At 34.8% G+C, this 16,626-nt stretch carries 6 protein-coding genes; 1 reads left to right on the plus strand and 5 read right to left on the minus strand.

Annotated elements, in window-relative coordinates:
- Positions 1-58: 58 nt before the first annotated feature.
- The 4 genes from J8281_RS11850 to J8281_RS11865 all read right to left on the minus strand — a co-directional run bounded on the left by J8281_RS11850 (position 59) and on the right by J8281_RS11865 (position 10,082).
- Positions 59-1,849 carry an amylo-alpha-1,6-glucosidase gene (locus tag J8281_RS11850; RefSeq protein WP_210197843.1) on the minus strand — a complete coding sequence of 597 codons (1,791 nt, stop codon included), beginning with the start codon at positions 1,847-1,849 and terminating at the stop codon, positions 59-61.
- Position 1,850: 1 nt separating this feature from the next.
- Positions 1,851-5,168: a VCBS repeat-containing protein gene (locus J8281_RS11855; RefSeq protein WP_210197844.1), complete on the minus strand. Its 3,318-nt coding sequence runs from the start codon at positions 5,166-5,168 to the stop codon at positions 1,851-1,853.
- A gap of 110 nt (positions 5,169-5,278) precedes the next feature.
- Positions 5,279-6,799 (minus strand): RagB/SusD family nutrient uptake outer membrane protein, encoded by a 1,521-nt coding sequence (locus J8281_RS11860; protein ID WP_210197845.1) that lies wholly within the window; start codon positions 6,797-6,799, stop codon positions 5,279-5,281.
- A 10-nt stretch (positions 6,800-6,809) separates the two neighbouring features.
- Complete coding sequence (locus J8281_RS11865) at positions 6,810-10,082, minus strand: TonB-dependent receptor (protein WP_210197846.1); 3,273 nt, start codon at positions 10,080-10,082, stop codon at positions 6,810-6,812.
- A 531-nt stretch (positions 10,083-10,613) separates the two neighbouring features.
- Between J8281_RS11865 and J8281_RS11870 the strand changes: the two genes are divergently transcribed.
- A complete protein-coding gene (locus J8281_RS11870; protein WP_210197847.1) occupies positions 10,614-11,489 on the plus strand; it encodes an AraC family transcriptional regulator in 876 nt (291 codons plus the stop codon).
- Positions 11,490-11,668: 179 nt separating this feature from the next.
- Here J8281_RS11870 and J8281_RS11875 read toward each other — a convergent pair whose 3' ends face one another.
- Positions 11,669-16,546, minus strand: coding sequence for an Ig-like domain-containing protein (locus J8281_RS11875; RefSeq protein WP_210197848.1), 4,878 nt, complete (start codon positions 16,544-16,546; stop codon positions 11,669-11,671).
- Positions 16,547-16,626 lie beyond the last annotated feature (80 nt).

A 16,626-nucleotide genomic window follows, 5' to 3' on the forward strand; every position in this document is an offset into this window, starting at 1 on the left:
ATCTTGATTTGTATTTACGTCTATAATTAAAAATGAGTGAACAAGTTATTTTGATGTATCACTGGTTTTTGGCCAACCACTCTGCCATGATAAGAAAAGAAGCCGCTGTCCAGGTATATCCTTTATCCCGAAGGCCTTCTCCTGTCAATGCATCATAATTTTCATAGAATCCATTATCTTTTGCTACCATATTGCAAAACCTAATCGCAATCTCTTTTGCTTGTTCTTTCTTGCCTGCTTTCACTAACCCATCAAAAATAAGAAGCGTCGAAGGTGCCCAAATAGGTCCTCTCCAATAGCCATCAGATTCATAATGAGCACTCTTGGGGCTTTCTGAAGCTAAACCATAGTTCGTCATATAATCTCCTCCGGGAAGAAGATCTTCTGCCAAAGCATCAATGATGTCTTTAGGTAATGTACTTCCCAGCTCTATAGGTATATAGCGAATCAATGATTTATTTTTTTCAGTTTGTGCTAAAGATTCTTCAATTTTTGGGTATTCAAATCGATTATTTTTATTTAAAAATCGATTAAGCAATAGTTTAAGATGAGATTTTTGTTTTTCTTTCCATTGCGTTGCTTCTTCAGGCTTTTTGAGCATTTTTGCCATTTTAGCCATGGCTTGAAATTGGATAATCATATGAGCAGCTAAATCCGGGCCCTCGATAGGGCAGCCTTTATCAAAAACAGTAGCGTTATCCCAACCTGAATCTACTCCATCAAAATATTCTAGTAAACTATTTCCGTTAATATCTCTAAAAGTGAACCACCAATTAATGTATTGCCTCATAGGGTCGTATACTTCTTTTACAAAGGGTAAAGCTTTCTGCTCTCCTTGTATTTCAATCATTTTCAAAATAGCCCAACCTTGGATGGGTGGTTTGGTAAATCCGTATTGGTTGGTATAATCATTGATTGGGTCAGGGATCATACCGGTTTCTGTTTGTTTATCAAAAAATATCTGGATTTGATCCCAGGCCAATTTAGGATTGGCTTTGGCAACCGAAACGGCATTAATGCAATTATCCCACGCCCATATCTGATTCATTCCCATTTTACTCATCAATATAGCCTGACGACTATAATTATTATAGGGACCAACAATCATATTACGCATAATGTACCAGGCAATATCTCGAGATTCTTCTAATTCTTCGGGAACTTTTGGAGCTTTAGACATCCAATTTCTCCATTCTTTTTTTATTTGCGCTATGGTTTCTTGATAGTTCGGAGCTTTTGCTTCCCATGGTTTTGGAAAATCCGACAATCTTAAAACCGCAACCTTGGCGTTATCCTGCATAACAAAACTCTTGTTTTGAATACTTATCGCCCCTTGTCCGAAGATTTTTAGTTGGGCTGTAGTTTTTGAAAAATGAGGAACAAAACCTGCCTCTTTTTCCGATCTTTGGTGTACTCCTTTTAAACTACGGTACGACTCTAATACCACCTCAATATCTTGAATTTGAAATAAAAAATCTTCTTTATTGGTTAAGGTTATTTTCACCTGACCTTTTCCTGATTTAGGTTTTAGTACAAGTTCCCAAGGTGAAACAGTAATTTGATATGAAACCGATTCTCCATCTCGAATCAAACGTAACTTGAATATATTATTTGACCAGGCCTTATCAGGATCCCAACGATAGGTTACAGCACTTCGCTTAGCGGTTGTGATTTCAAGAGTTCCGGGTTCATTATGTACTTCTTTTATCGTGTAAAATGATCCTGGCTGGCTAAAGGGAACTGTTTTTAGACTAAAGGATATTTGCTTTTCCTGACCACAAATCAAGTAATAACTACAAAGAAATATAAGAATAAGCGACTTTTGTAAGATTCCAAGTTTTAAAAACATATTATTTACTGGGGGTTATCGTTTTGTTTAATGACCAAATTTGTAGACTATCATTTTGAACGCCTGTTACAATCAACTCTAAACCATTACTTTGTTTTAATTTTGCAATACATCTTCCTTCTCCGGGCACTTTAAAGCCCGTATCCTTTGATAGCTTAGTTTCAAAAGCAATGTCTCCTTTATTTAATAAAACAATTCCATTTCCTGCATCATATCTCCCATTAAGCACTTCGGTGCCATGATAATTACCTACTGCAATAATATCCTGAAGACCATTTTGATCAACATCTTCAATTAAAAAATCAAAAACAGGGAACCATTGAGATTCGGGTGGTAATTTTTTGTATGTAAAAGTTCCATCATGATGATTCTCAACAACTATTGATGCTAATTCATATGTTTTCAGAATTAAGGCATCCTGAAGTAATTCTGACCCAAAGATATTTTTAAATGGAGTTTCGCCATACGTTTTATAATCTTTGAGCACGTTCCTTAAAAAGGGTAATTGTTTGGTCAATGTATTTCTTGGATGCACTATATATTCTTCTCCTTGGACGTATTTAGTAAAAATGGACTCAATGGCTCCATTATTGTCATAATCTTTGGCGTATAGTGATAATGGTTGTTCTAAAGAAGCTTTAAATGAGTTATTTAACCCCCAATTACCTATAACAAAATCTATATCACCATCGTTATCAAAATCAGTTTTTTCTATACAATTCCACCAACCATTCAAATTTTGTAAACCATTTGTGGTTTTATCTTTTATGAATTTTCCATTATTGTTATAATAAATGGAAACGGGCATCCATTCTCCCACTAAAATTAAATCTACCCACTGATCATTGTTTAAATCTGTAGCTACAGCACCGGTAATCATACCGGGATGTAAGAGCTCTGGGGACTCATCTTTTGTGACATCTTTAAAAACACCCTGATCGTTACGCAATAAGTATGTTCTTGGAGCCTGAGGATATCGGTCTGCTATCACCCTACCTCCTACCAAAAGATCTTGATCCCCGTCGTTATCATAATCCAATGAAATAATAGTGCTGCCAAATGTTTTAATTTCAGGAAGTGCTGCTGGTGCTAACTTAAAATTGGCTTTGCCATCATTAAGATATAAACGATCCTGATATTTATCTGTTCTCGCATAGTATTCTGAACCTCCACTCACGCAATACAAATCTAAATCCCCATCATTATCGGCATCAAACAACAAACTTCCTGTATCTTCATAAGATGCTGCTACCGAATCAAAAACAGAATGTTTAAGAAAACTACCTTCTTTGGTTTGAAGATAAAAACTACCTGTTTTGTGAATCGATCCTCCTATAAAAACATCCTCAAGTTGATCATTGTTTACATCGCCTACTGCCATTGTAGGCCCCAATTTGTTATATGACCTAAAATGAAGTGGCCATTTACGAAAATCATCAAAATCGTTCTCTTGTGAAACATAAGGTAGAATTGAAGAAGATACTTTATGGAATAGATTCGTTTGTCTATTTTGAGAAGAACTATCAATATTAATAGATGTATTCTTTCCTATTTCAACTACTGTATTTATTTTAACATTTTTGAATATGGACTTTTTGCCATCTATCCATTTCACAATAACCGAATCTATTTGTTTTTTTTCACCCAAACCAAAATGTAATATATTATCTACTGAAGATAAGTAGCCTCTTTGTGGATAATTTTCTGCATACCACTGCTTGTTTTCTGAAAAGATAGAAATTTTAGCTCCATAGGCATGTCTATCTTGGGTGAATTTGATTTTAAAAAAGTTCTTATCTACCTTTTCATTTTCGATTAACTGGTTTTTAATGATTAGTGCCGGAGCATTGATATTATTCACTACCAAATCAAGATCGCCATCAAGGTCGAGATCAACATAAGCACCTCCATTAGAAAAAGAAGGAGTTTTTAATCCTGAAGATTGTGTTTGATCCTCAAATTGATTATTACCCAAGTTTTTAAAGAAGAAGTTTGATTTTTTGACGCCTTTCATTCCGTTTAACTGTTGTACAAGTTTTGATCTTTTTGCTTCGGGCGTCCCGAACATATTAGAGTGATTGTAGTTATCGATAAAATCTAAATCTGTAATTTCTTTTACATATCCATTAGTAATATATACATCTCTCAAGCCATCATTGTCGAAATCGGCAATAAGTGGAGCCCAGCTCCAATCGGTGGCAGAGATGCCAGAAAAATTTCCAATTTCACTAAATGTACCATCGTGATTATTCACCTGGAGTACATTTCTTACATACTGGTGATTGTAACCCTTTCTTCGAGCCTCTTCGTATCCATGAAACATAATATCGCCAAACATAGTTTTATGACGCAGATTATCTTCTGGAAGCATATCGAGTGCAATAATATCTGACGCGCCGTCATTATTAATATCTGAAATATCAACACCCATGCTGTTATGGCTCTGATGTTTTGTGTATTGATTTACCTTATCGGTAAACGTACCATTTTGATTATTAATGTATAAGATATCATTTGATAAGAAGTCATTTGCTATGTAAACATCAGGGTAATTATCGTTGTTAAAATCTGAGATAACTATACCTAAAGACCAGCCTTCTAAAGTTATACCGGCTTTTTGAGAAACATCAGTAAAAATTGGTAAGTTATTTTTTAGACCATCATTTCTATATAATATATCTGTACTTTTCCCTTCACTATTCTTTTTGGGTCCATAGGGAACACTTTTTTGATACGACTCTAGTGCATTGTTAATAAGGAATAAATCTAAATCCCCGTCTATATCATAATCAAACCAAGCCGCCTGAATGGCATAGGTTTTCGAAGTTAGTCCCATCTCCTGAGCTTTGTCTGAAAACTTTACTGGCCCACCAGGCTCTGTTTCGTTAATGAAAAAATAATTCGGAAACCCTTCTCCATTTGGGTTATGACCTGTTGTAACATGAATATCTGGTTTTTGATCGTTGTTAATATCTACAATTGAAACTCCTGTACACCATCGATTAGTTTTTACTCCGGCTTCATTAGTTACGTCTTCAAACAAGAAATCACCTTTATTGATATACAAAGCACTACTTTTCATATTCCCAGAGAAAAAAATATCAGGCAATCCATCGAGATTGAAATCGCCAATACCAACTCCACCTCCATTGTATAGGTAATCGTAGTCCAGAATATTAAGAGAATCTGTTTCGCGAATAGAATTATTGAAAATTATCCCTGATTGATCTGGTGGTATAATTTTAAAAAGTTTATTTTCCTTATCGCTATCGCTACAAGAAGTCATGACTATTACAAACGACAGCAAAAAAAATCTCATACATTTTTTATGTTAGCTATTACTTCGTGTTTTTTAGATTTAGCACAAAAATGAACAACTTTTAGTTGTCCATTTTTATAACTAAATGCTAAAACGAGGTAAAACGAATCTTAATATCCTGTGTTTTGGTTAAGATTGGGGCTTAAAATCACTTCACTATCAGGTAAAGGAAAATTCACATTTATATCTCGAAAATCAAATCTGGCGTCACTAGAGTCAAAGTTTAACTCTTCTAAATCAATTTCTTCTGCAATATATCTTCTTCTGAGGTCATACCAACGATGGGCATCTTCTGCCGCCAACTCTAGTCTTCTTTCTCTAAAAATCAATTCAAGCGCTTCTTCCGAACTCGCTGGTAATGTAAGGTCTGCTGGTTCTGCAGATGTAAAATCAGCAGAATTTCGAGCCCTTTCTCTAATTTGATTTACAAGACTTATAGCTTGGTTGAGATCTCCTCCAGATCTAACTATTGCTTCTGCCCCTAAAAGAATAGCATCTGCATACCTTAATAATCGTTGATTATTAATCGAAATAAAAGAAGGATTTGCACCAGTAGCAAACTCATCATCTTTAACGTATTTGAGAATATTTTCATTAGGTGCGTCTTTGTTAAAAGCTTGCAAAAGTCTTGGGTCATTTTCGTCAAAACTATTAATTAATGAAGGTGTAGCAACATATGTATCAAAAAATCCAGATTGTCTAAAAAATTCATGAAATGTGCCTGTATCCCCTTGTGCAGGTTCTCCATCTGTGCCAGATGCAATCCAACCATTTATTGCAATTGCGTTCTCATCTGCCTGAAGTTCGAAAAGCGACTCTATGTTGTTTTCGTGTTGAACACTAAAATTATCCATGTAATTATCTGTTAGAGCTGCTCCTGTAATAGTGTTGAAAACAGTAATCGCTTCTAAAAAATCCTCTACGGTTTTATCAACTGTCCCTTTAAAAACTAAGCTTTTTAATAGGTATCCTCTAGCGGCATTTTTATCTGCCCTACCTGTATTATTATCATCCCAGTTTTCTGGCAGTAGCGTTATAGCTAATCGAAGATCACTAATTGCTTGACTTAACAATTCAGTTCCAGACGAATTGGGAGGAAAAAAATCTTCTTCAGTAGTAATTCGTTTCGTAACTAATGGTGCAGTTCCAAATATATTCCACAAGTTAAAATTGGCTAAAGATCTCAAAAATAATGCTTCCCCTTTATGAAAATTAGCTAATTCGGGGGCATTTGCATATGCATATGCAAAGCTGCCATTTTCTTCTATTTTTTCAAGCAGAGTATTTGCGCGTTGTATCATTTCATAACTATATTCATAATGTAATGATAAAAGATTATCCGAAGGATTAATTCCTATGAAATTTTCAAATCTGTCTCCGCGATCATCTTCTAAACGAACATCATCTGATGGCAATAATCTTACATTTTGCAAACCATTACCCACATTAAACTTATAAAAGAAAGTGAGCTTAGCATAAATACCAAAGACAGCCGATGTCATTTGATCTTCATTCTGATAAAACTCCTCTTCTGCAATTTGCACAGGTAACAAGTCTATGGTATCATCATTGCAAGCATTTGGTACTATAATTAGTGTTGCAATTAAAATAAATAACGATATTTTTTTCATTTTTTTTTATTTAAAATCCAACATTTAATCCCATAGAGAACGTGAATGGGGTGGTATCATCCTCTGGATCAATACCAGAATATGGAGTAATTACAAAAACATTAGTCAAATTAGTATAAATTCTCAAATTTGTAGCTTTTATCTGATCTAAAAGATCTGGACCAAACGTATAACCTAATTGTACATTCTGTAGTCTAAGAAAATCTGCATCTTCGATCCATCTATCTGAAAATCGAGTATTTCCGGCAGGATCACCTACAATCAATCTTGGGATTGAAGTATTTCTATTTTCTGGTGTCCATGAATCGAATAATGAATTAAAGTAATTTCTACCCACTGTTGTAAAGCCCTCTCCAAGTCTTTTCTCTTCATTATACTTTTGAACATCACCTACACCCCTAAAAAAAACTGCGAGATCGAAACCTTTATAGTCTAGATTAAGATTTATACCATAGTAATATCCCGGAATGGTTTTACCCAAATAGGTTTGGTCTAGAGTATTGAGTTCACCATCTGCACCATTACTTCTATACACAAACCCCTCTTCATTTGAATTAGGATCCGGAGGTCCAAACAAATCCCTAAACCTTAAATCACCAGGAGCTACTTCAGCAAAAACACTAGGATCATTAAATTGAGAAATGTATTCATTAACCTCCTCTTGACTTTGCAAAATTCCATCTGTCTGGTAACCAAAAAGATAACCTATTGGGTAACCCACTTCTATTCTTGCGGTATTTGGTCCTTGGAATCTATCATTATACATTTTGGTTACCACATTGTCAACAGTAGTGAAATTGAAATTTGCACTAAATCCCAACTTACCAAATTGCTTATTATATCCTAAATTTATCTCAATCCCTTTATTTTCTACCGTAGCGAGATTAACAACAGGGTCAGAATTAATCCCTAAAACCAACGGTGTATCTATCGCTTGTAAAATATCTTCGGTTTCTCTAAAATAGTATTCGAAGGTTAAATTGAAACTGTTGTCCAAAAATTGGGCATCAACACCTATATTTGTGCTGGTAACAGTTTCCCAAGTAGTATCCACTATAGGAAAATCTCCTGAAAAAGCTCCTGGATTCGATCCTCCAGATGTTGGATAGGACGGATTTTGATTAACAAGGGATAAGTAAGCAAAATCTCTAGTTTCCTGATTACCTGTCTGTCCCCAACCCGCTCTTAATTTCAAATCGTTTAGCCAATTTAAATTTTCCATAAATGATTCTGAAGATAAACGCCAAGCGACTCCTACTGCGGGAAAGGTTCCCCATTTGTAGTCTTCTGCGAATTTTGATGAACCATCTCTTCTTATGGTACCATCTATATAATATTTACTATCAAAATTATAACTTAATCTTCCCAAATATCCTAACAATCCAGATCTTGTTCTATTTAAAAAACCAGGCCTATTATCTGTAATTAATGATTCGTCGATAAAACGATCATTGAAATTTATTAAATTCGTATTTCTTCCCTCGATTAAGGAAACATCCCATTCAACTTTTTGATCCATTGCATTCAAAGTGAGGTCAAAGTTATGTTTACCGAAATTTTTTCTATAGCCAATCAAAAATTCAGTAGTTAGATTATAATTTGTTGTTAATCGTCTAGAAAATTGAGCTCCATCTTCGTCAGGCACACCTTCGGTAGATCTAAAAAGATCTGCATCTGCTAATTTGAATTGATCTCTTCTATTCGTGTAGTAATCTATACTTAGTGTACCTCTTATTCTTAGACCAGGTAAAGGTTTTAATTCTGCATATATTGATCCAAGATTACGAATTAAGAGAGACCTTTGCTCCCAGAGGGTACCATAACCTCTAAAGTTTGTTACCGTTCCTGCACCGTATCCGTTACCACTAAACGTACCATTAACTTCTCTACCTGTCGTAGCAAATCCATTGACCCCATTAGCTGCGTCCCGTATGGGTTGCCAAGGTGGTGCAAAGGTATATTGTCGTAATAAATTTCCATTAAAAACTTGCTCATCTGGAGTATTTGTTATTGCTATACGATATGATTCTCCCACTTCTAACCAATCAGTAACTTTATGATCTGAATTGATACTGAAAGAATATCTTTCGAATTGGGTGTCAAAAAACAAATCTTCTTGTTTGGCATATCCCATACCTAAAGCAAAATTACTTTTTTCTGATCCTCCTGAAACCGAAAGATTGTAGTCTTGTCTTATTGATGTATTGCGTAAAGCATCGTCTACCCAATCATAAGTAGGACTATTGCCAAGAAATTCGTTTGAATCTGGATTATATAGTACTCCAAACGGGTCTGTATCTCTAGAAATATTAGGATTATTTGCCCAAGCTCTATTTGATATCTCGGTATATTCTTGAGTATTCAAAACGTCATATTGATCAGGTAGATACTGAAATCCAAATTGTTTTGAGAAACTAATATTAGTTCTCCCCTTACGCCCTCTCTTTGTTTCTATTAGAATAACCCCATTTGAAGCTCGAACTCCATAAATAGCTGTGGCAGACGCATCTTTAAGCACTGTAACAGATTTAATATCACTAGGATTAATGAGGTTAAGTACGTTTACTGAACCTCTATCATCTTGAATTCCTGGATCAGTTGAAGCCGCCCCACCCTCTATAACAGGAACACCATCTATAACATATAATGGATCATTAAATCCTAGTGTAGAAACCCCTCGTATCCGAACATCTGGTCGACTATTAGGATTAGAACCAGGATTTGAAATGAATACTCCGGGAAGTCTACCCTGAATGGCAAACTCTGGGCTCGCATTAATTTGAGGAGATAATTCATCTGCCGATAATGAAGAGACAGCCCCGGTTAAATCTTTTTTGGCTCTGGTTCCGTATCCCACAACAATAATCTCATCTAATTCGCTCGCATTTTCTTTGAGCGTTACATTAATAGTACTTTTGGCATTAACAGGTACTTCCTGAGGTACAAAACCAATATAACTAAAAATCAAAATATCGTTAGCATTGGCCTGTATTGTATAGTTTCCATCAAAATCTGTTGATGCCCCTATTGATGTCCCTTTGACTAAAACAGAAGCCCCAGGGAGCGGACTCCCGTTATTGTCTGTTACAATTCCACTAATTAAAGTTTGAATTGAGAATTTATCAAAACTCTCGTCATGAGTTTTATGTATCGCGTAAATTTCAGTTTGAATGAAAAAGAACTGAAAAAACAACAAAACGAAAAATAATTTTCCCCTTATTACTCTTGTCTTGAAGATTAAGCGCTTCAAAAAACAAGAATAATCTTCGATTTGTGTATTCATAATTTGATTGTTAAGTTATAAATCGTTTTTATTACCATATTATTATATTCTAAATAATCAAGTAGGTTTTTTACGATAATTCCAATAATTTTTGACAATATTTATAAGTGTAATACGTTTCAAGTAAGCTTAACACTAAATTAACAGGATTGCGCTTTTTACTATAGTACTATTTTGTCATTCATTTATACTATTTTTAACTATACACCCTGAAAGTACTAAAACAAATAAACTTTTACGGTTATTATACTTAAATCACAAAATTTAGTTTTTAAATTAATGATGATATTTACATGAAACCCCTAGTAACTCTAATTTTGGCTAATCATTAAATTTTATAGGATTAATAGTACTTTAGACTTCTTGTAAAATTTGATTTTACTATTATTTATGATGATTTTGCTGTGCTTTAATCATGTATGCATTTTAAACCAAAGCCATAATCACTAAAACATACTACATATTTTTTATTTATATTGTATTGATATTATTTTATCACAACTACTTAAATATTAATTTTAATTAACTCAAATGGAGACTTATAATAAAATACACAGAGAGATAACTCCATTATCTAAGCAAGATAGTTTTGTTGTATTTGACCGAACAAAAGATGAATTTGATTTTCCTTTACACTTTCATCCAGAATTTGAGATCAATTACATTAGAAATGCAAAAGGAGTACGTAGAGTAGTAGGTGATTCTATCGAAGAAATTGATGATATTGAGTTGGTGTTGATCGGTCCTAATTTATATCACACTTGGGAACAGCATAAATGTAGTAGTAAAGATATTCATGAAATAACCATTCAGTTTGATCAGGCGCTCTTCTCTTCACTATTATCTAAAAGGATCATGAAGCCTATTAAAGGGTTATTTGAAAGATCTGCGCATGGTATACTATTTTCAAATAAAATAGCGTCGGATTTGTCAACTAAAATTGAACAAATATCAAAACTTGATGGTATTGATTATTTCATATCACTATTATCAATTCTTTATGACATGTCAAACTCCAGAGATCAACGATTACTCTCTACACACACCGGGTTTAGCAAAGATTTTGACAACAACGATAAAATCAAAATTATTTACGATTATATACACGAAAATTACATGAATAAAATTACACTACAGGAAATTTGTAGCCTCGTTAATATGAGTAGTGTTTCTTTTAACCGCTTTATAAAAAAGAGAACAGGTAAAACTTTTGTGGAATATGTTAACGATATTCGTCTCGGTTATGCATCGAGATGGTTGATTGAAAAAGATTTAAGAGTTTCTGAAGTAGCTTACTTGTGTGGATTTAACAGTATAGCTAATTTTAATCGTTTATTTAAAAGAAGTAAAGGTTCTACCCCATCAGATTTTAAGAGAGATTTTTCAGGGATTAAAAGAGTGTTATAATCCTAGGGTGCATTCAAAAATACTTCAAAAGAAGCATCAGTTCAGAGTGTTTTCTCGCACTGGCCTGAAAACAAAATACCAGGAATAGCTTTTAGACCGAATCTTGGATACTACCCAATCAAAAAAGCATTCGACCAAATGCCGAATGCCTTTTTGAATAATTAAAATATTTGAAATAATTACTTTTTAATAATTTTATATTCTGAAATTTTGTCTCCTTCTGTTAATCTAACAATGTATATTCCAGAAGTTAAATCATAGGTCTCTACTATAATTTCATTTTCCTCTTTACTCGCCTTTTTAGAGTGTACCAGAATTCCATTAAACGAATACAGGTCAACCTTTTTAATTGATTCATTCATTGTATCAAATTTTACATGCAATACATCCTCTACTGGATTGGGGTGAATAGATACAGATTTAAGACGTATTGACTCCTTATTTGAATTTATGATATTTGATGGCGTATAACTAGGATTTGTAGCCAATTCAATTTTATCTATAGGAGTTCCATCTTCTCTCATATAAATACTGAAAGTATGTATTCCTGTGCTAGTAACATTAAATGTAAATCCAGCCTTTGACCATGTCCATTCAGTAAGTGCATCTGGCATATTCCAATCGGCTATCAAGACGTCATCAAATGCTGGTATTATTGAATTGTCTGCACCATTAGGTGATTTTTGTCGTATCCAAATATAATGTGTTCCTGTTTGTACAAAATCTATGACAAAATCAAGTCTTGGACCATTTAAAGTTCCTGCAGAATTGATATTACCATTATCTGGCACTATCATAAAATTGCTATTACTAGCAGATGCATCATTTTGTTGTTGCCATGACATCGAAGCAAATGATCCTGTACCATTGGATTGAGAAGTAGCTTCTTCTGCTTCCATAGAAACAAGTCCGCTATCATCCTGCGTAAAATCTGCCTCAGAACCACCACCAGAAGTAGTAATACGTAATCTATCGAGGTTAGGCCCTCCATTAAATGTATTATTGGCAACCAAGCGAATCGTATTTGCGCCTTCAGTAATTGCAGCTCCGGTGAACGAGGTAGTAGCAGGAGCACCCCATCCATCAGACGAAGGAAAATCTAAGGTTCCCACTAAAATTCCGTTAATGAATAAATCACAAATCCTGTTTTGACCACTTCCGTTTGTGTATCTAAATTCTAGGTTTGCCGATGATCCTGAAAGATTTGTTGTCCATTCGGCATAAGAATTATTCCCACCGTAATCTACATAGCCAGTTCCTGTAAACCACGTACCTACAGACTGTGTTGAAGTTCCTGATTGTGTCGTAAACTCTTCGGCTTCTATATCAATAGCATCTCCTGGGCTGCCCCCATCACCAGATGTTGACACAGACAAAGCAGAACTTCTTGAAGACTCGTTACCTGCGGCATCTCTGGCCGATACTGTAATTGCATATGTAGTATTTGAAGACAAACCGCTTACGGTAGTATTATTATCGGTCGATCTTTTATTATAAACACCATCGATATAGATGCTATAATGATCCACACCAACATTATCTGTCGATACATTCCAATCTAGAACAAAACTGGTTTCTGTAATTGAAGAAGACACTAATCCATTAGGCACCGTAGGTGCTTGTGTATCTTCGCCAGGAGAGCTAGAATCTTCTATATCTATACAATAATTATCTACCAATAAAACGTCTGAAGAAGTATATGCCCAAACATTTATACTTGCTGTTCCTGCAGGAGCATCTAATTGCACGTAATACTCTTGCCAGTCGGTACTTGCTATACGCGTATTTATTGAAGCAATCGTTTCACCGGCAGCATCTTTAAAATCAAATCCAGAACCAGACCAGCCCGCGGTAGCGTTTACTTTGGCACTAAAACGAACTACAACATTCGTTCCGATCGACAAAGGTTGAGAAAACTTTTGTTCTATTCCTGATTCTCCTGTTAATTGTAGAGCATTGCTCCCTTCGATAGCGTCGGTAGTGGTCGTTGGATTTCCAGAATTTGTAGTCCAATTGGAAAGACCAGACTCAAAGCTATGATTTCTTAACAATGAAGAACATGTAAGATCCACCACGGTTACATTAACATTAAAGGTTTTGTTTCTATCCTCGGTAGTAGCTTTTATCTGTGCACTACCAATGCTAACTGCAGTAACTTTTCCATTTTCATCAACAGTGGCTACTGCGGTATTGTTAGAGGACCAATTTACTTTATCGTTAGATGCATTTTCTGGTTTTACAATTGCCGTTAATTGTTTTGTTCTTGCTATAGGCATAGTCAAAGACGATGGTGTGACTTCAACACTGGTTACGGGTATAAATTCTCCTCCAATGATCACTTCTTTATCAGCACCTGCAGTTGGTATACTTCTTCTACCTTTATCATCATATGCAACCGCTGTAATTAAAACTCTTGTTTGAGGACTTACTTGTGGATCCCATTCTAGTCTGAAACTATTGCCTTTATCAGAACTTCTTCCTATAAAATGCCAATCATAATAATAATCTACATAACGAGTATCTGATGAAGCGTTTGAAGTTAAAGTCGCTGTTCCTTCAGGCAATTCTTGTTCGTTAGTTAAATTTAAAGATAGCGTTGGTCTCTCGTTTAATCTATAACTTGTTGCATTTGGTTTAGCCTTTGCTTTAACAAACCCTGTGGTATAAGCCATATGGTTATTTTGTTGTTGTACTGTGAACTCCCCACCTTGTATACTAAAACGATTGTAGGTTTTTCTTTCTGTTCCTGGCCAAGCTCCTATTGTTCTTAGATCTGGATATGATTCTGCTTGAGAATAGAATTCAGAAAAAATACTATTAAAAAACCAGTATCCTGTATTAAAAGTTGCTGAGAAATAGGATGTATGTCCTATAAAACTTTCTGAAGAATAGACCATACTATTATAATCACTTGTAAGGTATGAATTAGGTGTAAATATCCAATCATCATATCTCTCTCCTAATCCAGATATAAAAACCATACTCATTTGATTTCCTCCCAAGATATAGTTATAAGAGTTATGCATTAAGTCTAAATATTTCTTATCATTAGTCAATTCATAAGCGATAGGTACTAAAGTCATTCTAGAAGTATTAGGCCCTCCCAACTGTATAAATTGAGGATCTTCTATTGGTTGTCTGAATGCGTTATCCTGTATTTCGCGAACTTTATTCGTTTCTACTGAATTAATCACGTAATCTCTAATCGTATTTTTAAAGGACAAATCAAGATTAGGATGGCCATTAGGTAACAAAGCATAAATCCCGGCAGCAACATCTATATCGTTTGGATTTGCCCATTCACCATCTCCTTTATCAGGATCCCATGTAAATTCTTCTTTAAAAATTGTTTGATATTTAGCTTCACCAGTGGCTTTATATAAAGCTGATGCTGCAAATGCTCGAATTCTTCTCACTGCGCTTTTATAGGTATCTGTTACCAAACCTATATTCTTCTCAGACCATTCAAAAGCGTCCTTTGCCTCTACAATCCAAGACGCAGCCTCTGGATGATTACCAGAATTTGTTAATTGATAAAACTCGTTTAAACATGCAGCGTAATAGGCAGAATTTCCAGCGTGATAAAATGTCATTCTCGGATCCTCTCTAGCTACATACCAAGTTCTGTCGTCCTCCCAGGCAGGGGTTCCATTTCCATCGGTTACTCCGTCACGACCAACATACAATGGTACTCCACCGCTACCTCCAGCAGATTTAAGGATTTCTCTTGATCTTTTACCGTATTTTACCAACCAACTTGCTTCATCTAGGAGATCAGGAATACCATTATTCCCTTCATCAATCCATGAATCACTTTCGAATCTTTTATACCGATTCCCTATCTCACCATCTCTAAATTGATCAGGTGCTAGATCGTATAACATAAACAATAACATGGGCACTCTGCTATGGTTATTATAACCATCAAAATCACCAGCATCAAAATAATAACCATATATTCCGCTCACATCTACAGTCCTATTGATATCAAAAGGAAAGATTAATTTATCATCCCCCTCTTTGAGACCGTGACCATCTCCCGGATTCCAAAGATTATCCCATTTCCAATTAGTTCCGTGATAATCTGCAGGAATTACCTTACCATCATACTGTTCTTTAAAAACACCTTGTCGTTGCCAGAACAAACCCTTCATTGTGTAATAAAAAGGTTCTTTAGTACTTTCATTGCCAATGTTAAATGCAAAAGACCTACCCATTCTATCTACTACAATTTTATATTCTCCTGGGGCAGTAACCGAGCTAAAATCACATTGCCATACATCTGCTTTGGTATAATTACCAGTACTTCCAAAATCAGGATGTGTTGATTCTTTTACAGTCTTATCTAATCTTTTTTCGATTGTTCCGGTATAGATGGTATTGCCTGTAGAAAAATTTACAACTCGAAACTCGGTTCCGGCATAATCATCTAACTCAAGTCCTCCTTCACTGTGTGTATTCGTATTAAAATCGCCCATCCACTGAGACAAATACGCATACTTCGGCGAATTCGTAGGAAAACCCATTTGATTTACATGAATAGTTTCTGAGCGTATCTGATCAACATTAAAGGTAAATGTAAAATCTTTTATATTTTCAAAAACATCGTTATTTGAAATCGTATAGGTACCTCCAGGTGTCATTGACTTAGGAAGCTCAATGTAAATCCAATGACCAAGAAAAATATCTTCTTCGTTATCATTTGCATCTTCATTATTATAATCTATACCTTTTGACTTTCTACCTATGTTTACAGGTGATTGACTTGTACTGTAGAACGAATCGTCTGTACTTTTAATTTGATAGCTCGAAAGATTCATTGCTTTGGCAACATTCAAAGGCTGCCCGTAAGGGATTATATCCTCTGGCCTTTGTCCGACTCCATATGTATCCATATGACCTTCTTCAATATACAGTAATAAAATTTTATCTGTTATTGGTGAAACTTCAATGAGATCCTGTGCTTTACTTTTATTGAAACTTAAAAAAGTAACAACTAAAATAATGAATGCACTCCACCCATTTTTTATCGGGGTAATGATTTGTGTGTGTTTCATAAATGTAGTTATTTTGGTTAATGAATTACAAAATTGATAGTATTTCGTTATTCATACAAGTAGGATTTTTACATTAACAT

Source organism: Aquimarina sp. U1-2, assembly GCF_017897595.1.
GTDB lineage: Bacteria > Bacteroidota > Bacteroidia > Flavobacteriales > Flavobacteriaceae > Aquimarina.